Genomic DNA, 26,095 nt, shown 5'->3' on the forward strand with positions numbered 1-26,095 from the left:
TTGGGTTTGATTCTTTCATATAGCTATAATACTATATTTTATGGGTTTGGTATTACAATCCTCACAAAGAGCTTGGCTAAATTATATTCAGTAGGCTAGAAAAATATATTCTAGGTTTATTTATTCGATATAGTTCGTATTTCGGTAGATTTTATAATCAACGAAATATATAAAAAACTTACCTGCATCCTTTTTAATTAATTCTTGCTACATAACAACTGCCAAATACACATGATTGACTTCAATTGTGAATACACTATAATCAACACTAATAAAAAACTAGTTAACCATTAAATAAGTTACCATTTAGTTCTAAATTGATAGTAAATTAGGGTCGTTATGATTATTTTGTTAGGTAGTCAAAAAGGTGGCTGTGGTAAGTCTACAATCGCCATTAATATCGCTTGTAGCTTAGCAAATCTTGGCAAAGATGTGGTCTTAGTGGATGCTGATCCCCAGCAAAGCTCCGCAAATTGGGTGAGAGATCGAGATGAAACCAGTCTAGCAAAGGTACACTGTATCCAGCGATATGGTGATATCAAAAGTACCCTTAAAGATTTAAATCAGCGCTATGCGTATGTCGTGGTCGATGTAGCAGGACATGACAGTAAAGAGTTACGGACTGCTATGCTCGTAGCGGCTAAACTCATCGTGCCTTTTAAACCATCGCAGCTAGATTTAGACACCCTACCCCATTTAACCGAAGTGATTGATCAGGCACTTAGCTTTAACGAGCAATTGCAGTGTTTTGGGCTATTGACCTTAGCACCGACTAACCGCGCGAATAAAGAAGTCGTTCAAGCCAAAGAATACTTGAGTGATTTTCCGCTGTTAAACCCATTAACGACCATTATTCACGAGCGTAAAATTTATCGCGATGTACTTGCAGAGGGTAAAGGCGTGATAGAGGCAAATAACGCGAAAGCTATTACTGAGTTTAGTGAATTGATGAAGGAGTTGGCATTATGATTAAACGTCGTACCCAAGCACCCACCTTAACGGAGGATGATTTTGTCAATGGCGTGACTACTGATCAATCAAATAAAACAACAAAACCAGATCCCAAAGCGCCCCGAAAATTTAAGTCACATACCTTGCCTTTAAATGAGTATGAATATAATTTGTTGGTTGAGCTGGCAGATAAATATGGGCAGACGCATAGCGGGATTCTACGCTACGCGTTGAAGCAGTTAGCACTAAAAGATAACTAAAATAGAACTATATTGGTGTTTATTTGTTAGAAAATTAGTTCTATCATTGAATTTATCGGTTATTGATTAGCTAGATAACCGCAATAAAATAGGTGCTGCAGGCGGTTTGGGTTTTGCGTTAATGACCTTTTTACCGGCGAAATTGACCGGCGGATTTCAGTTAGTAAGTAAAATTAGTCATCTTGAGCAAATTATTCAGGAAGCAGATTTGGTCATCACCGGTGAAGGGAAAATGGATTTTCAAACGTCCATGAGTAAAGTTGCATCAGGTGTTCTTTCATTTATTAAAGTAATCCATGTACTTATTATCGCCATTTATGGCGTAGCTGTAATACCAATATGCGCCATTTTTATGCATGTCACCCACTCATAATAAAATTTATGTAACCTTGTGCCTGTAACATAACAATAAACAATAACTATCGACAAGGATTTAGAGATGCAACTTATTCGTGGACAAAAACTTAAATTATCAGATGTATTAGCCAATCAGCTAATTTTTAGCTTAACAACTACCCCACCAATCAATTTAAACTTAGACATTGCACTGTTTGGTTTAGACAATCAAGGTAAGCTTAGCAACGAAGCCTACATGATATTTTATAACCAGCCTCAAAGCCCATGCGGTAGCCTAAAGCTTAGCCAAAATACTGGTCAACAAGTCAGCTTTGATGTCAACCTAGCGACTTTAAACCCGCAAATTGAGCGCTTGATATTAACCTTAACCATTGATGGTCATCAAACCATGGCACAGTTGCCAGCAATGGCAATTAACTTGCAATCTCAGCAGCAGACGGTCGCAAGCTTTCCAATTGACGGTAGTATGTTTCAGCAAGAAAAGGCGTTAATGGCACTGGAACTTTATAAAAAAGATAATATTTGGCGCATGAATGCAGTGGGACAAGGTTTTAATGGTGGATTGGCAGCCTTAATCAAGCATTTTGGTGGTGAAGTGGCTGAAGAAGCGCCTATCCAAGCCGCACCAACTGCGCCAATTAACCCACAACTATCTAAAATTGATTTAAAAAAGAAGATTTCGTTAGAAAAGGCAGAAAAAACAGGTAATGCCAGCATCATTGACTTAACCAAAAAGTCACTGGTACAACTAGAAAAGAAAAACCTACTTGATGTACAAGCACGTGTGGCTTTAGTGCTAGATGCTTCAGGCTCAATGAACCATCAATATCATAATGGCGATGTGCAAAAAGTGGTTGATCGCCTTATGCCACTGGCAATTAACTTTGATAATGATGGTAGGTTTGAATGTTGGGCATTTGCTCAATATACCACGCAGCTTGATGATGTGACCTTAAGCAATGTCAATCAATTTATTGAAACAACCAAGCGCGGTTGGCGCAATTGGCAGGTAGGCGCAAGAATCAATGAAGAAATACCAGCGATTGAAGCAGTAATTAATTATTATCAGCAGTTTAACGATGGTGTCCCTGTGTATGTATTATTTATTTCTGACGGTGGTGTGGGCAGTGGCCGGCAAATGCAAAAGGTTTTAACGCAGGCAGCGATGCTACCCATTTTTTGGCAGTTTGTTGGGATTGGCGGTCGCAATTATGGGGTGCTTGAAAAACTCGATGATATGACAGGTCGTATTGTTGATAATTGCAATTTTTTTGCGTTAGATCGTATTACCAGTATCAGCGATGAGCGCTTGTATGAGCTACTTTTAGAAGAGTTCCCCAGTTGGTTAAATGAGGCTAAATCCAAAAGAATCATTGGATAGCATTCTACTCACTAAACCTATTATCTCCAATTGTTAAGCAATTTAAAGCTTATCAATAATTGGTTTGCAGCATCATATTCCACCAAATTTCTTTTCTATCCACCCGATTATTATCCGTTAGCCAAACTTTCAATGTTTTGGCTAACCCTAGCTGATTTTCAATTAGTTGCCAACGCTGTTCATTCATATTACAAAAAAAGCGCTCGTCTTTTTGCTGTGCCCCACTGCCATACTTAAAAGGCGTGTAGAAAACTCTATCAGGTTTTTAGGCACCTGTAACATCATCTTTGAGTCATTTGATTTTTTACTGCAACTTGCTCATTAAACTGCGCTACTAAAAATATGTTTAGCTATGAAGCTTAGCGCTATCTATCGTTCATCATCCATTCACATAATTGTCATCTCATCGACATTTCTATTAGCTAGGATTTAGTCCTGTTTTAATTTTCAGTGATAACTGCTTAAAAATTAAAATAAATTCTAATAAATAGCCATTGCTTATGAGGAACGTCTATGCCGACCCGTCCATCCACGCCTATGTCATTTTGCTTACTTGTTAGCATGATTGCTGCATTGTCGCTTACTGGCTGTAATAACGATAACAATTCATCAAGCAACACCAACTCTGGTAAAAAACAGCCTGTCATGGACTGCGCACCAAAATAGCCACCCACTTTTATGCTTACGAATGCTTAAGGAGACATTATGTCCGTTTCTCGCCGTAAATTTTTACAAGGTTCTGGGATTGCAGGCTTATCTGCTGCTACACTGGCATCTTTTCCTGCTTCTATTCAAAAAGCCCTTGCGATTCCTGCCAATAATAAAACCGGTACCATTAAAGATGTCGAACATGTGGTCATTTTGATGCAAGAAAATCGTTCATTTGACAACTATTTTGGTACATTAAAAGGGGTGCGTGGCTTTGGTGATCGTTTTACCATTCCTCAGCCTAATGGTCGCACTGTCTGGCAACAGCTTGATAAAGATGAAAAAATCGTCATGCCATATCACCTTGACCAAGCGGCAGGCAATGCTCAACGCGTCAAAGGCACACCTCACAGTTGGACAGATGCGCGAGATGCTTGGGATAAAGGTCGTATGACCCACTGGGCAAAATATAAGCAACCACAATCTATGTCATATTACCAACGAGAAGAGTTGCCATTTCAGTTTGCCCTTGCAGAGGCTTTTACCATCTGTGACGCGTATTTTTGTTCATTACATGGCGGCACTAACTGTAATCGCATGTTCTTTTGGACAGGTACAAACGGCGCGACTGCTAATCCGCCACAAGTGGTCGTCAATAATTTTTGGGATGAGCTAGAACCTGGTATGGTTGATGGTGGGTATAAATGGACAACATACCCTGAGCGCTTGACCCAAGCTGGTGTGTCTTGGATGATATATCAAAATATGCCTGATAACTATACTGACAATTGCTTGGTTGGGTTTGAAGCCTATCGTAAAGCCAATATTGCCTCTGGCAAACCTGTCTATCATGATTGGACAGACGGTTACGTTGCACCGGCCTATGCGAAAACCGATGATGCCAAATCACCCCTGTATAAAGGCATTGCTAACACCATGCCAGATGGTGGATTCTTAGCAAGCTTTAAACAGGATGTATTAAATAACCAATTACCACAAGTGTCATGGATTGTTGCGCCTGAAAAGTACTCTGAGCATCCAGGACCTTCAAGTCCTGTTCAAGGCGCTTGGTATACCCAGGAAGTATTAGAAGCATTAACCGCCAATCCAGAGGTTTGGAGTAAGACTGTTTTTATTATCAATTTTGATGAGAATGATGGCTTCTATGACCATTTACCGCCGCCTTGCGCCCCATCTTATGACAACAATGTATTGCAAGGTAAAACCACCTTATCAGATAGTCAAATCAGCTCAGAATATTATAACCAAATGCATATTCCAGAAGCGGTAAATATGCCTTTACCTGACAATGATGTTTATGGACCTGGCCCTCGTGTACCCATGTACATTATCTCGCCCTGGAGTCGAGGCGGTTGGGTCAACTCACAAAACTTTGATCACACCTCTGTTTTACAGTTTTTAGAGGCACGTTTTGGCGTAAAAGAAACCAATATTTCACCTTATCGCCGTGCGATGTTGGGTGATTTGACCTCTGCCTTTAACTTTAAAGAGCCAAATACTGAAGTGCTACCAACGTTGGCTGGTAAAAAGACTCGTCAAGATGCCGATACACTACGTAGCAACCAAGAAAAATTGCCGCAAATTAGCGTCCCTGCCAATCAAGTGATGCCAAAACAAGCCACAGGTTATCAACCTTCTCGTGCTTTGCCTTATCGATTGCACACCACTGCACATGTCGATAGTCAAAACGTGGGCTTAGTATTTGCCAATACGGGCACAGCAGGCTGCGTGTTCCATGTATATAACAAATTGGATTTGAGTCGTATCCCACGCCGTTATGCGGTGGAAGCAGGTAAACAATTAAACGATACTTGGACGGTGAATACCGATGGGTTGTACGATTTATGGGTATTGTCCAATAATGGTTATCACCGTCATTTTGTTGGCAATACTTTAAGCAAAAACAAAGCAGAAATCCGTGTCTGCTACGATGTTGCCAATGGCAATGTCTATGTTGATATCATGAATCAATCTGCAACCGAGCTAACCTTTATCATCACCCCGAAAGCGTATTTTGATAGCACTAAAGCAATGCAAGTTATGATTGCTGCAGGTAAAGAACAACAAGTACATTGGGATTTAACAGATAGCGGCCGTTGGTATGATTTTGAGGTGACAATAAAAGAAGATGCCAACTGGTTACGCCGTTTTGCTGGACGTGTTGAGACGGGTGAACACGGTATTACTGATCCTGCGATGGGTCTTTAATTAGCCATTAACCTTAATAATAAAAAAAGGACTGAAAGCCAGTCCTTTTTTTATTGAACGAATTAAGATGTACGTATTACGGTTTTTCTTATGGTGTCATACTGTTATCTATATTTATCCTGCATAATGTAAGACACTTCTAACGTGTCAAGCTCTATGTTTTGGTAAGTTACAATGATTTAAGCACAACATAAGTTCCTTGTTTTAAATCAATACAGATACGATTAACTTGACAATGAATAACCAACTAAACTAAAATCTAGAAATTAACAAAAACTTTATCTACTTTTGTTAATAGTGATCCTACATTTGTTCGCTATAAAAGCGTGATAGCGTAACAATCCTGAGCTACGACCCCGCCAAAACCACAATTTTTCTCACAAAATTGTTCGGTTTGTACATGTAAAATTTGACCAAATCACGTATTGACTAGCCTTTATGTTCTAGTCCATGTCTTTATTTTGTCTAAATTTTGCATTTTTCAATCTTAATTTTCATTGTTTAACCGCAGTTATAAAGATGCAATGAATAAGGGGCTAGTTATGCAAAAATTTATTTTAATCCGTGGCCATCAAGGCTCTGGGAAAACCACGTTTGCCAGACAGCAGCAAAGCAAATTTGCTCAAGCGTATCCCAATGCAACCATCGTCCATTTAGAAAATGACCTATTACTCACTGATGAAAATGGTATGTATCGTTGGTCAGGTGATTTGGTGGATAAAGCCCAACGTCAAAATCTTGCGACATTTAAAAATATGCTTAAGCAAGGGCAACAGCACCCTAACCAAGATATATTAATTGTCAATTCAAACACAAATCAAAAAGGTTCAGCTTGTATCCATTTGATTAAGATGGCGAAAAAGTTTGGCTTTGAGGTTGAAATTTACCGTTTACACAATTTTTTTGAAAACACGCATAACGTCAAACAAGCAGATGTGTTGACGGCTTATATCAATTTGAATAACAGCAAATTACGTGACGAAATCCATGTTCCTGCCATTAAGCCAATTGATGCGTTAACTCAACAGTTAGTTGACAAAATGCATGTATTTAATCATGGTAAATTGCCATTTGACGAGGTACAACAGACGTTTGTCACCGATGACTATTTGACCTTTGCACGCAAAAATTTCGTCAAAAAACAAAGTAAAAACTATCCAGATCTGTTCGTTTTAAAATACGCGCGTAAGGTATTTTATGAAAACAGCTTTGATAATGCTTTGTTAGAAATGCGCGGACTTGTGATTGATAAGCATAACCGTATTATTGTGCGACCATTTAACAAGGTATTTAACTATTCTGAACGTATTGCTAAAAATAGTCCCTATCCCATTGCGATGAGTGACGATCGATTGGTCGACGCCGTGGTTAAGGTAAACGGATTTTTGGGTGTATGCACTTATGTTGAACTCGATAATAATCACCCAAGTGCTGGTGCTAGCTTTGATCGACAAGTGCTATATTCGACTACTGGATCACTTGATAGCAGTTTTGCGCTCATGACGCGTGAGCATTGCACGAAATATGAACCTGTATTTAAACAGTTTGCTAATCATACCTTTTTATTTGAGATTACTGACCCAAGCGACATTCATATTATTCCTGAAGCGTTTGGTGAAACACTGATTGGTATAAGGGATGTGGCAACAGGCAACTTATTTAGTGAGCAGCAGTTGGATGAAATTGGTAAAAAGTTTGGTTTAAAACGTCCTACTACGCTAAAAAACGTCCGTTTTGGTGAGTTAAAAACCCTATTAAAAACCGTTAAACACGAAGGTTTTATGGTGTTTGATAGCCAAACGCAAGATTTATTATTTAAATTAAAGTCACCTTATTATCTGGTGTCGAAATTTTTTGGACGTAGCCAAGAAAAAAATTTGGGCAGTAAATTAAGTAAGCAGCAAGTGGATGAAGAATATTATCCACTGATTGATCATATCAAAGCACATCAAGATACGTTTAATCAGCTTGATGAATTACAGAAAATCGCTTTTGTCCAACAATTTTTAGAAAAATTAGAATAAAGAGAACGCAAAATGAGTAACATTTTTTTTACTTCAGATTTGCATTTTTCACATCGAAATATTGCAAAATTTTGTCCTCACACTCGCCCCCAGCCTAGCTATCAGGGCGACATTGATACGCTTGATCAATACATGATTGAGATGTGGAACGATACCGTGGGCGTAGATGATGACGTATATAACTTGGGTGATTTGACGTTTTCACACAACCTGCGTCACATCAACAAGGTATTATCGCAGCTAAATGGTCGTCATCATTTAATTTTTGGTAACCACGATGATATTATTCAAAACCACCTAGACAAGTTTTTGACCACATCAAAACACGATGGTCATCCATTGCTATATTCGGCTCAAAGTTATCTAAAGCTGCAACTTAAAGAACTCGGTAAAACTTTAGTATTGTTTCATTATCCAATTGCTGAATGGGATGGTTGTCACAAAGGCTACTATCATCTGCATGGTCATATTCATGATCGTATGGCGGATATTGGTGGCCGTATTTTAAATGTTGGGTTTGATTTACACGGCAAATTGTTGACCTTAGATGACGTGGTCAGTTATCTAGAAGATTTACCAAAACTTGACCATTTTAAAGATGACACCCCGCTAAATCACCTGGCAATTCCAAGTATTTTGGCTAGTAGTCCGACCTTTGGTCAAGTCAAAGTAGATGATGAATATCAGCAGTTGGTACAAAATATTTCACCATTAATTCGACAAAAATTAATGCAAAATGGTTAATAAATCAACTTGCTGATAGATGCTAAATACGAAATAGTTTTTTAAATGACCAATCATTTGAAAAATTCTACCCTAGCTTTATTTAACCAAGACCAATTCACCGCCAATGCGTTTGACGGTGATTGCGCTTTTATTAATGCTTTGATAACCCATCACATTTGACGTGGTATGCACTAAGCAGTCGTAGGTATTTGGCTTGTCAGTAGGCTGACACACGGCTTTGTTGATTTTAGCTTTATACTGCATCGAGCCTAACATTTGCTGTGTGAGCATATCAGTATGATAATCACCTGAGTACATCGGGTTATTGATAATCATATTGCGATTGATGGCTTTGACTTCCTCATCAAATAGGCGCTGAATATCGGCTTGGGTTGGTACATCATTGGTAGACTTTGCTTGATTGGCTGTATTATCTAAAGCAAATGCTTGCACGCTTAACAACAATCCTGCGAATAACGCAAATTTGACATTCATAAGCTAACTTCCATTTCATTAATTTTAAATCTAATTATAAACAATTATTGGTTAAAATACTTGTTGTAGTGAGAGTAAAGTTAATCCTTAGAACGGCATATCTGGATTTGTTAAAAGGCTTAAAAAATCTTAATCATCAAAATCAATCCCGATTTTGGGTTTTTTCTTCAGCGGTTGATGAAATGAATTATCAGCTCTGAAACCACCGAACGAATTAAACCCAGTATCATTCGGCAATAGCTCTTTTGGCACTTCGCTTAAAAAATAACTTTCAATGGTACGGTTTTGCGCATCAATCCGGCTCGTCGCCCAGGTATTTAAGTTTTGCCGAGTGATAATCAATTCATCTTTAGCCCGCGTCATCGCTACATATAGCACACGGCGTTCTTCTTCCACTTCTTCAAAGCTGTCTTGGGCGCGCAGATGCGGATATTGTCCCACTGATGCATTAACGATATAGCAGACTTCACGCTCAGCCCCTTTGGCAGAGTGAATGGTAATCAATGTGACCAAGTCATCATTGTCTTGTTTGCTCACTTCACTGTGCGAGATTGGGTCTAACACATACGCTTCAATAAAGTCTGCCAAGGTATTGTGACGCATGGCAAGTTGCTTGATTAAATCAAAATCCCGAGCGCGGCTGTCCCAGTCTTTTTTCTCATAGTTCTTTTGTAATTGATCACTTAACGCATCAAAGGCGATATCAATGCTTTGTTCAGGTAGTTCTTGAAGGCTTGATAGTTCTCGAAGCGCGTCAAGGGCAGGTTTTGGTACTTTGCTTTTTTTATCCAGTAGCTCAATGCAAGCGTTTAAGTCAGGCAACGTTAAGAACTCATTCACCAGCTTCCCTGCTCCAGCATCGCCAATGCCATCCCATAGCGTTAAAAAGCGAATCCAGGCGAGTTCATCAAGATGGTTGACCGTTACCCGCAGCATACTGATTAAGTCTTTAACATGCGCCGCTTCAAGTAATTTGGTGCCGCCAATAAACACATAGGGAATATTTGCAGCAATGAGTGCGCTTTCCACTTGTCGACCTGAAAACGCTGAGCGAAGCAAAATCATATGATGATGCCACGGTGACCCTTTGTCATAACGCTTTTTTAAATCACTGACGATAAATCGCGCTTCATCGAACTCATTGCCAAAACTATGCAGTACCGGTTTAATCCCTTCACCGCGATGTGCGGTAAGCCGTTTTTTATAATCAAGCTCACTTCGATCCAGCAGCCAGTTTGATAAATCTAGAATTTCTTGAGTTGAGCGATAATTTAAATCCAGTGTCAGCACTTCGGCATCGGGTACTCTTTCTTTAAAGCTATGTATATTTTCAAAGTCCGCCCCGCGAAAGCCATAAATCGACTGGGCATCATCACCGACACAAAACAACTGCGTGCGTCCAATAAAAGGCTGCAGTAGTAACCACTGCAATGGATTGGTATCTTGCATCTCATCGACGAGCAGATACTTGGTATTTTCAGTGACCCGTTCAAGGAGCCAATCATCGGCATTTAAGTAGCGTGCGACATACTCCAAGATATCATCATAGTCGAGATAATGACGTTCTTGCTTTTGCGCTTCATAGCCTTTCATAACTACTTTGATTTCATCATACGCAGGCTGAAAATCAGGCAGTTGCTTGTATAGCGCGTCTTTAAGTGAGATTTGGGTATTGCGTAAATAAGAATATAAATCAACAAGCTCTTTGGGCTTAGGTAATATCTCACTGATAGTTGGCACAGCTTTGCTGCGTTGGAAGGTGACGGTTTTGCCTGTGGATGTTTGATTAGCCTTAGCCGCTGCCTCTTTAGCACGTTTATCTTCGAGCTTACCGCGTAGCAGTTTGAAGATCATGATTTGATCATCACGGTCGATGACGTTAAAACCTTTTAAGTCAAACACTTTAGGGTAACGACGTAAGATACTTAGACAAAAGGTATGGAAGGTGGAAGCGCGCAGTCCTTCTGCTTGCAATCCTAAATGACTTTCGACACGGGTGATGATCTCACTGGCAGCACGGCGGGTAAAGGTGACGATTTGGATTTCATTGGCAGGAACACCTTTATCAATCAAATAGGCAGCCCGAGCCACAATGGTCTTAGTTTTACCACTGCCTGCCCCTGCCAACACCAAAGTGTTCTGAGCGTCGGTGGTGGCAGCTTTACGTTGGGCAGGGTTTAGTTCGTCAAGGAGGTTATTGATGGTCATAGTAAAGGAAATTGGCTAATAAGCATTGGTTTAGGCTAGCAAACTATATAGATGTTGTCTAATTATATTCTTAAGATGTTAGATTAATAAATGACAGTTGAAGGCTTATTCGTATTGGATTTTTGTTCTATTTAATAAATATGTGTTATTTATATTTATTTAAAAAAATATTGAATTTCATTAAACATCCAAATTCACGGTCGGGGTCACTCTAAAAAATTATAAAAAAAGCGTGGTCACAAAATGGTCACGTTTTGGTCACGGTCTAAAATTTTGCAAAAAATTGATTAGTTAAATTAACAAAGCATTTTTAGTAAAAAAAGGGACACAAAGCTTGAAATCCTTGATAGTAGCGGGATTTCAGGCAATAAAAAAGCCCAACTATTAAGTTAGGCTTTCTTGAATTTGGAGCGGGAAACGAGATTCGAACTCGCGACCCCGACCTTGGCAAGGTCGTGCTCTACCAACTGAGCTATTCCCGCATGAGGTGGTCAACTAGCAATTTTGAATGTTTGTTGCGTCGTTGTGGATGCGTATTATAAAGATTTTTGACACGGCGTCAAGCATTTTTGCAAAAAAAATTCAAAAAAATGCGTTTTTTTAAATTTAACTATTTTTACTGAGTTTTATTGGGAAGTAGTTTTTTTTGACTCTTTACTCTCGTATTAATTTTTTCCTTTCTACCTATAGTTATTAGCTAGTTTTATCACACTCTGAAACACACCATGTATCTATCGTTACTCAACTACTGCAAATCTCAGCAGATTGTTTTTTAATGACTTCGCTATAATGCGTCTAAACCTCATATTTCTCTTGGTCCTTTTTGCTGTATTTGGAGATAACGATAAGATGAAAATTTCAAAAAAACTTATGATGTCAAGTTTGGCGGCATCCGTCATTGCAGTAGCTGTTACCGGTTGCTCAACCACCACTGACACGGGGGCAATTGGCGTCGACCGCAATCAGTTATTGGTAGTATCCGATCAGCAGGTGCAACAACTTTCCAAACAAGCTTTTCAACAAGAAATTGCCGCTGCCCGTGCGAAAGGTCTGCTTGATACCAATCCGGCACAGTTGGCGCGTTTACAGAAAATTTCTCAGCGTCTGATTGCGCAGACAGGTGCCTATCGCAGCGATGCAAGACAATGGTCTTGGGAAGTGCATGTCATTAAAAGTAATGAGCTCAATGCACACGTATTACCCGGCGGTAAAATTGTCTTTTACTCAGGTATTATCGATCGCTTGAGTCTAACCGATGCTGAGATTGCTGCCATCATGGGTCATGAGATGGCGCATGCATTACGTGAGCATACCCGTGAGCGTCTATCGCGTGAGGTGGCGACCCAAACAGGGATTGGTATTGCCGCGAGTGTATTAGGGCTATCTCAAGGACAGGCACAGTTAGCAGGTTTAGCGGGGGATTTGGGTATTTCCCGTCCCAATAGCCGCACCCAAGAAACGGAAGCTGATTTGATGGGGCTAGAGCTGATGGCACGGGCAGGTTACGACCCTAATGCAGCAGTCAGCCTATGGCGTAAAATGCAGAGTGCGGGCGGTCGCGGCGAGCCACCTCAGTTTTTAAGTACCCACCCGGTGAGCTCAACACGTATTGCCACCATTCAATCATTATTGCCACGTGTGATGCCATTGTACCAACAAAGCCGTTAGCGTTAATGTTAACTTCGTATTTTATAAGCCAATATTCAGTTGATATTGGCTTTTTTAGTGCGCAAATTTAGTAAGACAAATATTGGGTTGATTAAAAATTTGCTGATACCTAATAATCCACCGCCCATCAATTTACTCAACAATTTACCTACCCATCAATTTATCTAGCAAGCCTAACAAGTTGTCAAAAAACCGATTGATTGAAGTTTTTTAAATATCTCAACAGCACAGTGGCATCGTCAGTGGCATAATAAGCGTTTGGTCACCGCTATAGGGTAAATTCATGAATCAGCTTGATATTAATTTGCTAGTCTTGTTCGTCATTTTGGGCTGCGGTATTTTTGTGCACAATCCCACGATTTGGGTCAGTGCGACTGCGCTGATTATCATCAAATTTTTACCCCATAACCAACCTATCTTTTCTTATATTCAGCAATATGGACTCAACTTGGGTATTTTGCTGCTCACCATTGCCGTCATTGCGCCCATCGCTTCCGAACAAGTCAGTAGCAAAGCCTTGATAACCTCTTTTGCCAGTTGGCGCTCATTATTGGCCATCGCCGTGGGATTGCTGGTGACTTGGCTGGGCGCAAGAGGGGTGAATTTAATGAAAGTTGACCCCAACGTGGTCACGGGGCTGATGATTGGCACAGTAGCAGGGGTGGTATTGTTTCGCGGGGTGGCGGTGGGTCCGTTAATTGCCGCGGGTATTTTATCCTTGCTATATTGGTCCAAGTGAGCCATAGAAGCTAGTGAGCCATCAAACATAGAGAAAATTTGAGCGGTATTGACACAAGATTATTTTTGCCAGTCGAGCCAATTTGATAGATTAGGCTACCTTAAAACTATGCTAAAATGGCTAAAATGCGGTAAGTGGTGACCAGTTAGGTTTGTCATTGACTACCCATTTTTGATGAATAAAATCAGTGAACCGAGGACGACATGAGTCAACTTGCTACCCCGATTGCCGATGCCGTGACAGCGCGTTTGCAAACGTTACAGCCCAGTGTCTATCAGCTAGAAAACGAGTCGATGCGCCATGCTGGCTATTTTGAAGGCAAAGAAACCCATTTTAAACTGACCATTGTCAGTGAGGCATTTGCAGGCAAACGCTTGTTACAGCGTCATCAGTTGGTATATGGACTTATCCATGCGTTACTGTCACAAGGCGGTGGGCAAATTCACGCGTTTTCAATTCATGCTTATACACAAGCAGAATGGCAAGCGGTTGGACAATCTCCCGAAAGTCCCAATTGCGCAGGACAAAACGCAGGGTAATATACAGATAAAAAAGAGTGTCAACATAAGCTAAAACCACAGACCTCTTGAGTTAATTTACGCTATATTATTATAAAAAAGGTTGATGTATGAAACACGCACATATGCTGATGGCATTGATTTTAATTGCCTTATTCTTGTGGCAAGCCGTGTTGGTATTTACCGCACCAAAAGGACAAGGCTTGCCAAAATCTGCCAAAATCGGCGCACACCTGATGTATGCCTTGGTGATTTTAACAGGCGCGGTGACGGCGATGCCATTGTTTGGCGCAGGTATAGTGCCGCACTGGTTGATTGCCAAGATGGTATTACTCATTGTTGCCATTTCGGCGACTGTCAAAGCCACGCGGCAGACGACTACGCCCAATCAAGCCAAAATAGGTATGTTGATTGCTTTTATTGCCTATATGGGTATTTTGACGCTAGCGTTTGTTAAACCGCTCAACCTATTTTAAGGCTGAAGCAGTGAACATAAGGGAGTAGGATGATGAAAAATTTAGCTATCTCAATACTTTTAGCGACGGCCACTGCGGTAGGCTTGACAGGGTGTATGACCACGCCTACCCCTGAATACGTATCCGCCAACAATTACCAAAGCTATGACTGTGTTGCGCTTGCCAATGAGTACACACGGGTCAATCAATACATTGATGCCAATGCCAATCAGCGCACCGGTTTGCAGGCTTCAGGCATTGGGATTGGCGTATCGGGCAATCGCCATGGTATTTATCCTACCGTGAGTGTCGGCTTAGGCTCAATCAATGGCGGCAACCGTCATAATCTATCGATTGCTATGGGACAACGAGATGCGATGGTACAAGCCGCTCGCTTAAAACAATGTCCCTTTGCTACCGGCATCAAACTCTATAGCGAAAAATAATTTATCCCATTTTACCCTGTTGAGTGTAGAACCCATCTTTCATAGTGAGATGGGTTTTTTTATGGTCAACCAAATCAGTGGCTGGCTTAGGGGTAGTAAGTGTCATTGAATACCTATTGAATATGTATCGAATATTTTTTTAGCTTAAAGATAATTTTTATTTCGATAAAGATTGTCTCGTTTTAGATTGACAAGTCCATAATTTATTGATTAATATGTCACATATTGATGGTTAAACACGGTAAAAATTTTAAAAAAATGAATTAAAATGCGTGTGAGAACAATACTTTAAGTCAAGGAATACTTGGGTATTAATCAGTGGGTAAAAATTTTTACTCAGGTAAGCACGAAGTTTTCACTAGCTTTCGTCAATACCTTTAGTAAACCCCCAAAAAAACGATAGAAAAACACGCTAAAAAACACGATAGTAAGGATGCTACCATGACCAAAGACGTGCTAACCCTGCCACGCATCGTAATGGGTGCGAAATCTGCCAACGCCCCGCTCACCCAAAGCTATGATAAAGGACCGGTCACGCCACTGATAGAATTGACCATTGGTGATTTTTTTGATCAGATGGTGGAACAACACCCCGATAAAGACGCCTTAATTTCCGCGCACCAAAACATTCGTCTCACCTACCGCGAACTACAGCGTAAAGTCAATCAGCTAGCCAGCAGCATGATTCGTATGGGTCTGCAAAAAGGCGATCGCGTGGGTATTTGGTCACACAACAACGTTGAATGGGTCATCATGCAATTGGCGACTGCCAAAGCCGGTATTATACTGGTCAACATTAACCCCGCTTATCGTATCTTTGAGCTTGAATACGCCATCAACAAAGTCGACTGCCAAGTGCTGGTATTGATGCGCCACTTCAGATCTAGCGACTATGCGGTGATGCTTCAAGAGCTTGCACCTGAAGCGCGTCACCAAAGCTACCAAAATTTAGAGCTCGTGCAATTACCCAATCTCAAACGGGTCATCTGGATTGACAGCCCAGAGTCCACTGAGGATTTTAGCTATATGCAAAAATTCTCAGCGTGGATTGCCGAAGGCGATGCCGATGATCCGGCAGTGGCGGAACGTGCCAAAAAACTTAACCCCAATAACCCCATCAATATCCAATTTACCAGTGGTACCACAGGCACGCCCAAAGGCGCGACGCTTACCCACCGCAACATTTTAAACAACGGTTATTTCATCGGTGAAGCCATGAACTTAACTGCCGATGACCGTTTGTGTATCCCTGTCCCGCTCTACCACTGCTTTGGCATGGTACTGGGCAACCTTGCCATTTTGACCCACGGTGGCACGATTGTGTATCCCAATGATGGCTTTGACCCCATCACCGTACTTGAAACCGTGCAAAAAGAACAATGTACAGGTCTGCATGGGGTACCGACCATGTTTATCGCCGAGCTTGACCACCCAGACTTTGCCAATTATGACTTATCGACTTTGCGTACCGGCATCATGGCAGGCTCAAGCTGTCCGATTGAGGTCATGCGCCGCGTGATTGACCAAATGCACATGAAAGAACTCACCATTGCCTATGGCATGACCGAAACATCGCCGGTATCTTGTCAAACCAACCAGCACACGCCACTTGAAAAACAAGTCTCAACCGTAGGTCTGGTACAGCCTAACCTAGAAGTCAAAATCGTCAACCCAGAAACGGGTGAAACGCTTGACATCGGTGAGACAGGTGAGCTGTGTACCAAAGGTTACTCAATCATGCTCGGCTATTGGAATGACACCAATAAAACGGCGGAAGCCATTGTCGATGGCTGGATGTATACCGGTGACTTGGCAACCATGGACGAAGAAGGCTATGTCAAAATCGTCGGACGTAGTAAAGACATGGTGATTCGTGGTGGTGAAAACATTTACCCTGTTGAAATCGAAAACTACCTATATCGCCACCCAAAAATCCGTGACGTCCAAATCGTGGGCGTACCCGACAAAAAATTTGGTGAAGTCCTCGCCGCTTGGATTATCCCCAAAAAAGACAGCAACTTAACCGAACAAGACATCCGTGATTTCTGTAAAGATCACATTGCACACTATAAAGTACCGACTTACATGAAGTTTGTCGACGAGTTCCCAATGACCGTCACGGGTAAAATTCAAAAATTCAAAATCGTGGAAGCGATGACACAAGAATTGGGACTCTAAATTTTCAACTTCAGCAAAAACTTAACATAAATACAGAGGGCATCTAATAGCAATTTAGCTGCACCCTTTGACAGAATTAGGATTTACAATGACGGTTATCCAAAGTAAATTAAGCCCAAATGGCGCGGAATTTCAAGCCAATGCCGCTGCCATGCAAACTATCGTTGATGACCTCAAAGCCAAACTTGCGGTCATTGCTCAGGGCGGTTCAGCGTCTGCTCGCGCCAAACATGTGGCTCGGGGTAAGTTATTGCCGCGTGAGCGTGTCGAGCGCTTGCTAGATGCCGGTACGCCATTTTTGGAAGTCTCACCGATGGCAGCGTATGGCATGTATGATGCCGATATCCCTGCCGCAGGCGTGATTGCTGGCATCGGTCGTGTCGCTGGCATTGATTGTATGATTGTGTGTAACGATGCCACCGTCAAAGGCGGCACTTACTATCCGATGACGGTCAAAAAACATTTACGGGCGCAAGAAATCGCGCGAGAAAACCGCTTGCCATGTATCTATTTGGTCGACTCTGGCGGCGCGAACTTGCCCAACCAAGATGAAGTATTCCCAGATAAAGACCACTTTGGTCGTATCTTTTTTAACCAAGCCAATATGAGCGCCGAAGGCATTCCCCAAATCGCCGTCGTGATGGGTAGCTGTACCGCAGGTGGTGCCTATGTACCCGCCATGAGTGATGAGTCGATTATCGTCAAAGATCAAGGGACGATTTTTTTGGGTGGACCGCCGCTGGTCAAAGCTGCCACAGGTGAAGAAGTGACCGCCGAAGACTTAGGCGGTGGCGATGTACATACCCGTCTGTCAGGCGTGGTTGACCACCTTGCCCAAAATGATTTACACGCGTTATCACTGGCGCGCAACATCATCGGCAATTTAAACCAACAAAAAACACCCATCCACCACGCTACCGCGCAAATAACCCCGCGCCCCCCCAAATACGACGCCAAAGAATTGTACGGCATCATCCCAACTGACACCCGTAAGCCCTTTGATATCCGTGAAATCATCGCGCGTATCGTCGATGGCAGTGAGTTTGATGAGTTTAAAGCCCGTTTTGGCACGACGCTGGTGTGTGGTTTTGCGCATATTGAAGGTATGCCAGTGGGTATTATCGCTAACAACGGTATTTTATTTAGCGAATCAGCCCAAAAAGCCACCCATTTTATCGAGCTATGCTGCAAACGTAAAATTCCGCTTGTGTTTCTACAAAATATCACAGGCTTTATGGTGGGGCGCAAATACGAAAATGAAGGGATTGCCCGTCATGGTGCCAAAATGGTGATGGCGGTTGCCAATGCCAAAGTGCCGAAGTTTACTGTGATTGTCGGCGGTTCATTCGGCGCGGGTAACTACGGTATGTGTGGTCGTGCGTACAGTCCACGTTTCTTGTGGATGTGGCCTAATGCACGTATCTCGGTGATGGGTGGCGAGCAAGCGGCGTCGGTATTAGCAACGGTCAAACGCAGCCAGTACCATGCCAAAGGTGAGCACTGGTCAAGCGAGGACGAAGAAGCGTTCAAAGCGCCAGTGCGTCAGCAATTTGATGAGCAAGGTCATCCGTATTATGCCTCGGCTAGACTGTGGGATGATGGCGTGATTGACCCAGCCGATACCCGTCAAGTATTGGCACTCGGCTTAAGTGCGGCCTACAACGCACCGATTGAACACACCACCTTTGGTGTATTTAGAATGTAATTTTCAGCGTGTAAAATCGGAAGTCTTGGTTGGTTGTTCTATCACCATTGAGCAAGCATCAAAAATACTCCCACATTACCCAATAAAAAAAAGGAAAAACACGATGAAATTACCGACTTATGATAGTTTACTGTTAGACATTGACCAGCACGTGGCGACCATTACCCTCAATCACCCCGACAAACGCAATGCCTTTAATGACGATGTCATCCAAGAACTGACCGATGTGTTTCAATTTTGCGCTGAGCAAGACGAAGTACGTGCGGTGGTATTGACTGCCAATGGCAAAGCCTTCTGTGCCGGTGCAGACTTGAACTGGATGCGCGCGATGGCGGATTATAGCCACGATGAGAACTTAGCGGACGCAGGCAAGCTTGCGCAAATGCTAGCCACCATCTACCACTGTCCAAAACCGACTGTCGCTGCCATTCAAGGCGATGTGTATGCCGGTGGTATGGGTCTGGTTGCGGCTTGTGATATCGCCATTAGCGTCAAAAACGCCAATTTTTGCTTAAGCGAAGTCAAACTTGGCTTGATTCCTGCGACCATTAGCCCGTATGTGATTCGTGCGATGGGTGCAAGAGCCGCGCATCGGTACTTCTTAACCGCTGAAGTATTTGATGCCAAAGAAGCCAAAAAAATCGGTTTTATCCATGAGCGAGTGGATGAAGAAGAGTTTACACAAAGCCTTGATAATTTGGTCAAACACTTGGTCAACGCCAGCCCAAATGCCGTCAAGGTGTGTAAAAAACTGGTGCAAGATTTGGCATTTGCCGAAATTAATGAGCAGTTAATCAAAGATACCGTTGCAGGCATTGCCGATATCCGCGCATCCGCCGAGGGTAAAGAAGGCGTACAGTCATTCTTGCAAAAACGTAAACCAAGCTGGTTAAATAATTAATTGATGTGATAAAAAAAGCTAAAGGCATACCATGAAAGAACTATTTTTCCCACTTACAATGATTGTTATTTCAACTTTAGCAACACCTGCCTTTGCCAAAGACAAATTGCCAACTAATGCAGTTAATGCCATTGAACAAACCTTAACCAAATACTATGGCAATCAATATCAAAATGACTGTTTATTTTTTTCTCATGATGAAACTCATTATTGTGCCAAAGTAACGAACGCAGAAATCAAAACATTGAATGGCAAATCCCAACTGTATGTATTGGTCAATGGTGATTATGCAGAACCAGGGTTAGATGCAGGGCATGTAACCGAAGGTATTGGCGGGTTATTCATTTTTAATCAAGTCAATAACCAGTGGCAATTAGCCGCAACCCAGCCCTATATTACGAATGGGGCTTACGGAAGTTCGCAACTAGGTAATTTTAAATTGGTACAAATTGCACCCGACAAATTCGGCTGGTATGGCGAATATGGCTATACTTCAACAGGTTGTACCGAAGTGAATAAGCATATTTATGCCCAAGTCGGCAATCAAATCAAAGCCATTTTCATGGCTGACCCCATTGATAGCGACTGTTCAGGCAACGGTGATGGTTGGGATTCTTATGAAAGTAAGCTTACAATTTTAAGCCAAAAATCGGCAAGCAACGGTTTTTACCCCATACAAATCAACGCTATTGAGCATGATTATCCCGATAATCATAACGTCAAAAAGGGTAAGGTCAAAAAATCAAATTACCAAATGACTTATAAACCTAGTGCGCAAAAATATATTCGATAATCGGTAAAAAGAATTTGCCAACGGATTTTACAAATAAGGGAATTATGACTATGTTTTCAAAAATCTTAATAGCCAATCGGGGTGAGATTGCTTGCCGCGTGGCAGCCACCGCCAAAAAACTGGGTGTGCGTACCGTTGCGGTATATTCAGACGCTGACCGCTTTGCCAAGCACGTAGCCGTGTGTGATGAAGCCATTTATATAGGCGGTTCTGCGCCCAAAGACAGCTACCTGCGTTGGGAGCGTATCTTGGAGGCTGCCAAACAGACAGGCGCACAAGCGATTCACCCAGGCTACGGGTTTTTGAGTGAAAACGACGAATTTGCCCAAGCTTGCGTGGATGCGGGTTTGGTGTTTATCGGCCCCCCTGCCTCTGCCATCACTGCCATGGGGCTTAAAGCTGAGTCCAAACGCTTGATGGAAGCTGCCAATGTACCGCTCATTCCAGGGTATCATGGCACCAACCAAGACCCCGAATTTTTACATAGCGAGGCCGACAAAATTGGTTACCCTGTGCTAATCAAAGCCAGCTCTGGTGGCGGCGGCAAAGGCATGCGGTTAGTTGAAAAAACCGAAGACTTTATTGACGCCTTAGGCTCATGTCAACGTGAAGCCATTAGCAGCTTTGGCAATGACAGCGTATTGATTGAAAAATATGCCCTGCGTCCCCGCCATATTGAAATTCAAGTCTTTGGCGACAGTCACGGCAACTATGTGTATTTATTTGAGCGTGATTGCTCGGTACAGCGCCGCCACCAAAAAGTGCTCGAAGAAGCCCCTGCCCCCGATGTCAGCGTGGCAATGCGTGAAGCGATGGGCGCGGCGGCGATCGCGGCGGCAAAAGCGGTCAATTATGTGGGGGCAGGTACGGTTGAATTTATCGTAGAGCAACGTGAGTGTTCACCCGAAGATAAATTTGGTGGCATGAATTTCTACTTTATGGAAATGAATACCCGCCTGCAAGTAGAACATCCCGTCACCGAAGCGATTACCGGTACTGACCTTGTCGAATGGCAACTGCGTGTTGCCAGCGGTGAGCCGTTACCAAAACAACAAGCAGACTTGACCATTAATGGCCATGCGATTGAAGCGCGTATCAATGCTGAAAACCCAGACAACAACTTCTTGCCCGCCACAGGTACGCTAAACGTTTATCGCACGCCAACTCACAGCGAGTTTAGGATGTCGGATGTGCGCGTGGATGATGGGGTACGCGAAGGCGATGTCATCAGTCCGTACTATGACTCAATGATTGCCAAACTCATCGTCCATGCGCCAACCCGTGAGCAAGCGCTTGCCAAACTAGACCAAGCCTTGGCAGAAACCCGTATTGTCGGTCTGCCTAACAACGTGGCGTTTTTGCGTCACGTGGTGCAATCAGATTCGTTCAAATATGCCAATCTTGATACGGCATTGATTGAGCGTGAAAAAGACGTACTGTTTGGACAGCAGCGTGGTGAACTACCTTGGTTAGTAGCCACCGCGATTGTCAAAGAGCTTGCACAAGAAGCGCAAACCCAAAACCACGACCCCTTTAGCAAAACCGACGCATGGCGCGCGTATAGCCACTATGAGCGTCCGTTTGATTTGGTGTATCACGATAAGCCATTGCGTGCGGTTATCAGCCAAATTAACGAGCAAGCCAAGGAACAGGCATTTCATCTAACGATTAACACCATTGCCAAAACCGAAAAACAAGGCGCGGACGTTGTCACGCCCATCTATCAAGGCGATGTTCGTTATTTAGCCACGGCTGATGATACTTTTACCCTATGGCTAAGTGACGGAGAAACAGCCGGTAAGCGCCAACAGATGCAGGCATGGCGACAACATGAGCAAGTATATGTGTTCTCAAATCATGCCAGCGATGTCATCACCTTGGTGGATAGCATGGCGCATGTGGGCATCGAGCCCCAAGATGGCGGCAGCCTAAAATCGCCCATGCCAGGTCAAGTGGTGGCGTTTCGGGTCAATGTGGGCGATGAAGTGAAAAAAGGTCAAGCCTTGGCAGTGATTGAAGCGATGAAAATTGAGCATACCATCAATGCCCCTAGTGATGGTACGGTGGCAGAGTTGCTGTTCAAAGCAGGGGATTTGGTATCCGATGGCGATGAGCTATTAAAACTTGATACGGGCAGCCAATCATGAACTATCCAAACTTTGTCAAAATCATCGACGTGGGCGCAAGAGACGGACTACAAAACGAAAAACAAACCGTACCCAGCGACGTCAAAATTGAGTTGATTAACGGCTTGATTGGTGCAGGGGTGCGCAAGCTTGAAGCCACCAGTTTTGTGTCGCCAAAGTGGGTACCACAAATGGCGGACAATGATGCCGTATTAGATGGCATTAGCAAGCGCGATGACGTGGTCTATTCCGTGCTGACACCCAATATGAAAGGCTTTGATGCCGCCCTTGCCCACCGTGACCAATTTGCCAATTATGAAGTGGTGATTTTTGGCTCAGCGAGTGAAGCTTTTAGCCAAAAAAATATCAACTGTAGCATCGCTGAGAGTATCGAGCGTTTTGCCCCCGTGGCTGACGCCGCCAAAGCACATAGCATCAAAGTGCGCGGTGTCATCTCTTGTACCGTAGGCTGCCCGTATGAAGGTGAGATTCACCCCGATAAAGTCGCCTATGTGACAGAAAAACTCGTTGCCATTGGCGCTGAACATATTGGCATTGCTGACACCATCGGCGTGGGCACGCCCATCAAAGTGCAAAAAGCGTTGGATGCTGCCTTGCGTTACATTGACATTGACAATATCTCTGGGCATTTTCATGACACCTATGGTCAAGCACTTAGCAATACCTTAGCAGCATTACAAATGGGTGTATGGCAGTTTGATACCTCGGTAGCAGGGCTTGGCGGCTGTCCGTATGCCAAAGGCGCAACCGGCAATGTCGCCACCGAAGATGTGGTATATCTGCTACATGGCATGGGTATTGAAACGGGCATTGACCTCGACAAACTGGTCGATGTCGGACAAAAAATTAGCGCGTTTTTGGGCAGGCAAAATGGCTCAAAGGTGGCAACAGCGATTTTAAATAAACGTAAATCTTTAACAGTCAGTTAATAAACAAGGAATGACTATGAACCTAGGACTCGATTACCAACTTGGCGATGACATCAACGCCCTACGCGAAACCGTCAAAGCCTTTGCCGATGCCGAAATCGTCCCACGTGCTGCCGAGCTTGACCGCACCGACCAATTCCCGATGGACTTGTGGCAAAAAATGGGCGAGCTTGGGCTGCATGGCATTACCGTACCCGAAACTTACGGCGGCGTGGACATGGGCTATGTGGCGCATATGGTCGCCATGGAAGAAATCAGCCGCGCATCAGGCTCAGTGGCGCTAAGCTATGGCGCGCACTCCAACTTATGTATCAACCAAATCAAACGCAACGGTACAGACGCCCAAAAACAAAAATACTTGCCAAAACTCATCAGCGGTGAATTCATTGGTGCCTTGGCGATGAGTGAGCCCGGTGCAGGCTCAGACGTGACCAGCATGAAACTACGTGCCGAAGACAAAGGTGGCGTATATGTATTAAACGGCTCAAAAATGTGGATTACCAATGGACCGGATGCCGATGTGATGGTGGTGTATGCCAAAACCGAGCCAGCACTTGGAGCAAAAGGCATCACCGCGTTTTTGGTAGAAAAAGGCATGAAAGGCTTTTATACTGCGCAAAAACTTGACAAACTCGGTATGCGCGGCAGCCACACGGGCGAGATGGTGTTTGACAATGTCGAAGTGCCAAGCGACAACATTCTAGGCGGTCTTAACAACGGCGTTAAAGTCTTGATGAGTGGCTTGGACTACGAACGTGCGGTACTCGCCGCAGGTCCTATCGGGCTGATGCAAGCAGTGATGGATAACGTCATTCCCTACATCCACGACCGCAAGCAATTTGGTCAAGCCATCGGTGAATTTCAGTTGATTCAAGGTAAAGTGGCGGACATGTATACCACCTTACAGGCAGGACGCAGCTTTCTTTACACCGTGGGCAAAAACTTGGATATGCTAGGCTCAGACCATGTGCGCCAAGTACGTAAAGACTGCGCCAGCGTGATTTTGTGGACAGCGGAAAAAGCCACTTGGATGGCAGGAGAAGGTATCCAAATCTTTGGCGGCAATGGCTATACCAACGAGTACCCACTGGGTCGTATTTGGCGTGATGCTAAGCTATATGAGATTGGCGCAGGTACTAGCGAAGTACGGCGTATGCTGATTGGTCGTGAGCTGTTCAACGAAACCGCTTAATTGATTAGCTTTATTAGCACCAGCCCTAGCTAAAACTAGGGCTTTTTTATTAGATTGTCAAAATAGGTTGTCAAAATCCGCCTTATTAGCCATGTGCTATGTTAAGGTTGATTGTAAAATCGCTTGGTATTGCGCCGGTTTGAGACGGGGTCCGAACTGCTGAATAATTTGGCTTGCGATGCTACTGGCTAATTTGCCACAATCTGCCAACGCATGACCGTGCGATAGCGCGTATAAAAAACTGCCCGCAAAATTATCACCTGCGCCATTGGTATCTAGCACTTGGTCAACGGGTAGCGATGCCACGTCAATCAATTTTGTTTCACGTGAAACATCGTCTCGCACTGCAATGATTGACCCTGCTGCGCCATTGGTCACCACTGCCATATTGGCAACTGACAATAACGCTGCTGCCGCTTGCGAATGACTGGTTTGGTGGGTAAATAGCTGCGCTTCATCACAGTTACAAAACACCGCATCCACGCCACCTTCTAGCATGGCATCAAGTCCTTCGCGACCAAACTTGACCACGGCAGGGTCGGCAAAACTGACCGCGATTTTAGCCCCTTTGTCTTTGGCTTGTTGTTTTAGCTGAGCAATCGCCTGTTGTACCGAGGGTGACATAGCAAGATAACCTTCAAGGTACAACCAATCAGCATCATTGAGCGCATCAAACTCAATATCCGCTTCACTGATTTCTGCGGATGTGCCCAAATGCGTTTGCATGGTGCGCTCGCCATCTGGAGTCACCATCACCATACAGCTACCTGTAGTACCATCAGCAAATGACTTGGTGGATGTCTTGATACCTGCGGCATTTAAATCTGCCAAATAAAAACGCCCTGCCTCGTCTTCACCGACACGGCAAGCGTAAAAAGTATCGCTGCCAAGGCTTGCTGCGGCATAGATACTGTTGGCAGCCGAGCCACCGCCGGCTTGTTTGGTCGCGGTAATGTTTTGCGTGTTGAGCGAGGCGATGAGGTCAGCTTGCTCACTGTGACTGGCTAGGGTCATATTACCTTTGGTCAGGCCTGTGGCGTTAAGCTGTGCATCGGTGACGACAAATTCACTGTCGACTAACGCATTGCCGATGGCGACGATTTTTGCCATTGTGGTTCCTTTTTAACGATTTTGGAAAAAATAGA

The 26,095-nt window shown here is 43.5% G+C and carries 22 protein-coding genes, 1 tRNA gene and 1 pseudogene; 20 read left to right on the forward strand and 4 right to left on the reverse strand.

The window, feature by feature from the left end; all coding sequences use genetic code 11:
* The first annotated feature begins 339 nt into the window (after positions 1 to 339).
* The 8 genes from RTL34_RS07655 (at position 340) to RTL34_RS07690 (ending at position 8,594) form a co-directional block, all read left to right on the forward strand.
* A complete protein-coding gene (locus tag RTL34_RS07655) occupies positions 340 to 969 on the forward strand; it encodes an AAA family ATPase (RefSeq protein ID WP_060995965.1) in 630 nt (209 codons plus the stop codon).
* Positions 966 to 1,211: a hypothetical protein gene (locus RTL34_RS07660; protein WP_060995964.1), complete on the forward strand. Its 246-nt coding sequence runs from the start codon at positions 966 to 968 to the stop codon at positions 1,209 to 1,211. Before RTL34_RS07655 ends, RTL34_RS07660 begins: the two co-directional genes overlap by 4 nt.
* 88 nt (positions 1,212 to 1,299) lie before the next feature.
* Positions 1,300 to 1,584: a glycerate kinase gene (locus RTL34_RS07665; protein ID WP_265104051.1), complete on the forward strand. Its 285-nt coding sequence runs from the start codon at positions 1,300 to 1,302 to the stop codon at positions 1,582 to 1,584.
* Positions 1,585 to 1,650: 66 nt separating this feature from the next.
* A complete protein-coding gene (locus RTL34_RS07670) occupies positions 1,651 to 2,949 on the forward strand; it encodes a VWA domain-containing protein (RefSeq protein WP_060995962.1) in 1,299 nt (432 codons plus the stop codon).
* 513 nt (positions 2,950 to 3,462) lie between these two features.
* Positions 3,463 to 3,615 carry a hypothetical protein gene (locus RTL34_RS07675; protein WP_203171190.1) on the forward strand — a complete coding sequence of 51 codons (153 nt, stop codon included), beginning with the start codon at positions 3,463 to 3,465 and terminating at the stop codon, positions 3,613 to 3,615.
* 39 nt (positions 3,616 to 3,654) lie between these two features.
* The gene (locus RTL34_RS07680; RefSeq protein WP_060995960.1) at positions 3,655 to 5,826 is read left to right on the forward strand and encodes a phosphocholine-specific phospholipase C; all 2,172 of its coding nucleotides are present in this window, start codon (positions 3,655 to 3,657) and stop codon (positions 5,824 to 5,826) included.
* A 542-nt stretch (positions 5,827 to 6,368) separates the two neighbouring features.
* Positions 6,369 to 7,850 carry an RNA ligase gene (locus RTL34_RS07685; RefSeq protein WP_060995959.1) on the forward strand — a complete coding sequence of 494 codons (1,482 nt, stop codon included), beginning with the start codon at positions 6,369 to 6,371 and terminating at the stop codon, positions 7,848 to 7,850.
* 12 nt (positions 7,851 to 7,862) lie between these two features.
* Complete coding sequence (locus RTL34_RS07690) at positions 7,863 to 8,594, forward strand: hypothetical protein (RefSeq protein ID WP_060995958.1); 732 nt, start codon at positions 7,863 to 7,865, stop codon at positions 8,592 to 8,594.
* A gap of 78 nt (positions 8,595 to 8,672) precedes the next feature.
* On the opposite strand, the gene RTL34_RS07695 is transcribed toward RTL34_RS07690, so the two are convergent.
* The 3 genes and pseudogenes from RTL34_RS07695 to RTL34_RS07705 all read right to left on the reverse strand — a co-directional run bounded on the left by RTL34_RS07695 (position 8,673) and on the right by RTL34_RS07705 (position 11,761).
* On the reverse strand, positions 8,673 to 9,071 hold the full coding sequence (locus RTL34_RS07695; protein WP_060995957.1) for a hypothetical protein: 399 nt from the start codon (positions 9,069 to 9,071) through the stop codon (positions 8,673 to 8,675).
* Positions 9,072 to 9,305: 234 nt separating this feature from the next.
* Positions 9,306 to 11,279 (reverse strand): annotated as a pseudogene (locus RTL34_RS07700) (ATP-dependent helicase); the annotation flags it as partial.
* A gap of 406 nt (positions 11,280 to 11,685) precedes the next feature.
* Positions 11,686 to 11,761: transfer RNA gene (locus RTL34_RS07705), tRNA-Gly, on the reverse strand.
* A 367-nt stretch (positions 11,762 to 12,128) separates the two neighbouring features.
* Here RTL34_RS07705 and RTL34_RS07710 point away from each other — a divergent pair.
* From RTL34_RS07710 to RTL34_RS07765, 12 genes are all read left to right on the forward strand, one after another.
* The gene (locus RTL34_RS07710; protein ID WP_312115953.1) at positions 12,129 to 12,947 is read left to right on the forward strand and encodes a M48 family metallopeptidase; all 819 of its coding nucleotides are present in this window, start codon (positions 12,129 to 12,131) and stop codon (positions 12,945 to 12,947) included.
* Between the two features lie 283 nt (positions 12,948 to 13,230).
* Positions 13,231 to 13,686: a DUF441 domain-containing protein gene (locus RTL34_RS07715; RefSeq protein WP_312115955.1), complete on the forward strand. Its 456-nt coding sequence runs from the start codon at positions 13,231 to 13,233 to the stop codon at positions 13,684 to 13,686.
* A 203-nt stretch (positions 13,687 to 13,889) separates the two neighbouring features.
* A complete protein-coding gene (locus RTL34_RS07720) occupies positions 13,890 to 14,225 on the forward strand; it encodes a BolA family protein (protein WP_284034896.1) in 336 nt (111 codons plus the stop codon).
* An 89-nt stretch (positions 14,226 to 14,314) separates the two neighbouring features.
* Positions 14,315 to 14,680, forward strand: a complete 366-nt coding sequence (locus RTL34_RS07725) for a SirB2 family protein (RefSeq protein ID WP_076775523.1) — start codon at positions 14,315 to 14,317, stop codon at positions 14,678 to 14,680.
* A 29-nt stretch (positions 14,681 to 14,709) separates the two neighbouring features.
* Complete coding sequence (locus RTL34_RS07730; RefSeq protein ID WP_312115960.1) at positions 14,710 to 15,105, forward strand: hypothetical protein; 396 nt, start codon at positions 14,710 to 14,712, stop codon at positions 15,103 to 15,105.
* Between the two features lie 441 nt (positions 15,106 to 15,546).
* Positions 15,547 to 17,283, forward strand: a complete 1,737-nt coding sequence (locus RTL34_RS07735) for an AMP-binding protein (RefSeq protein WP_100274279.1) — start codon at positions 15,547 to 15,549, stop codon at positions 17,281 to 17,283.
* Between the two features lie 88 nt (positions 17,284 to 17,371).
* Positions 17,372 to 18,988: a carboxyl transferase domain-containing protein gene (locus RTL34_RS07740; RefSeq protein WP_312115966.1), complete on the forward strand. Its 1,617-nt coding sequence runs from the start codon at positions 17,372 to 17,374 to the stop codon at positions 18,986 to 18,988.
* Positions 18,989 to 19,091: 103 nt separating this feature from the next.
* Positions 19,092 to 19,889, forward strand: a complete 798-nt coding sequence (locus RTL34_RS07745; protein ID WP_312115968.1) for an enoyl-CoA hydratase/isomerase family protein — start codon at positions 19,092 to 19,094, stop codon at positions 19,887 to 19,889.
* Between the two features lie 31 nt (positions 19,890 to 19,920).
* Entirely contained in the window at positions 19,921 to 20,682 is a 762-nt protein-coding gene (locus RTL34_RS07750; RefSeq protein ID WP_312115970.1) for a hypothetical protein, read from the forward strand.
* A gap of 50 nt (positions 20,683 to 20,732) precedes the next feature.
* On the forward strand, positions 20,733 to 22,829 hold the full coding sequence (locus RTL34_RS07755; protein WP_312116089.1) for an acetyl/propionyl/methylcrotonyl-CoA carboxylase subunit alpha: 2,097 nt from the start codon (positions 20,733 to 20,735) through the stop codon (positions 22,827 to 22,829).
* The gene (locus tag RTL34_RS07760) at positions 22,826 to 23,758 is read left to right on the forward strand and encodes a hydroxymethylglutaryl-CoA lyase (protein WP_312115972.1); all 933 of its coding nucleotides are present in this window, start codon (positions 22,826 to 22,828) and stop codon (positions 23,756 to 23,758) included. The genes RTL34_RS07755 and RTL34_RS07760 overlap by 4 nt, the downstream gene beginning before the upstream one ends.
* Before the next feature lie 16 nt (positions 23,759 to 23,774).
* On the forward strand, positions 23,775 to 24,950 hold the full coding sequence (locus RTL34_RS07765) for an isovaleryl-CoA dehydrogenase (RefSeq protein WP_312115974.1): 1,176 nt from the start codon (positions 23,775 to 23,777) through the stop codon (positions 24,948 to 24,950).
* A 96-nt stretch (positions 24,951 to 25,046) separates the two neighbouring features.
* Here RTL34_RS07765 and RTL34_RS07770 read toward each other — a convergent pair whose 3' ends face one another.
* On the reverse strand, positions 25,047 to 26,060 hold the full coding sequence (locus tag RTL34_RS07770; protein ID WP_312115975.1) for an adenosine kinase: 1,014 nt from the start codon (positions 26,058 to 26,060) through the stop codon (positions 25,047 to 25,049).
* Positions 26,061 to 26,095 lie beyond the last annotated feature (35 nt).

Source organism: Moraxella sp. CTOTU47915 (assembly GCF_031986685.1).
In the GTDB taxonomy this organism is placed as follows: domain Bacteria; phylum Pseudomonadota; class Gammaproteobacteria; order Pseudomonadales; family Moraxellaceae; genus Faucicola; species Faucicola tetraodonis.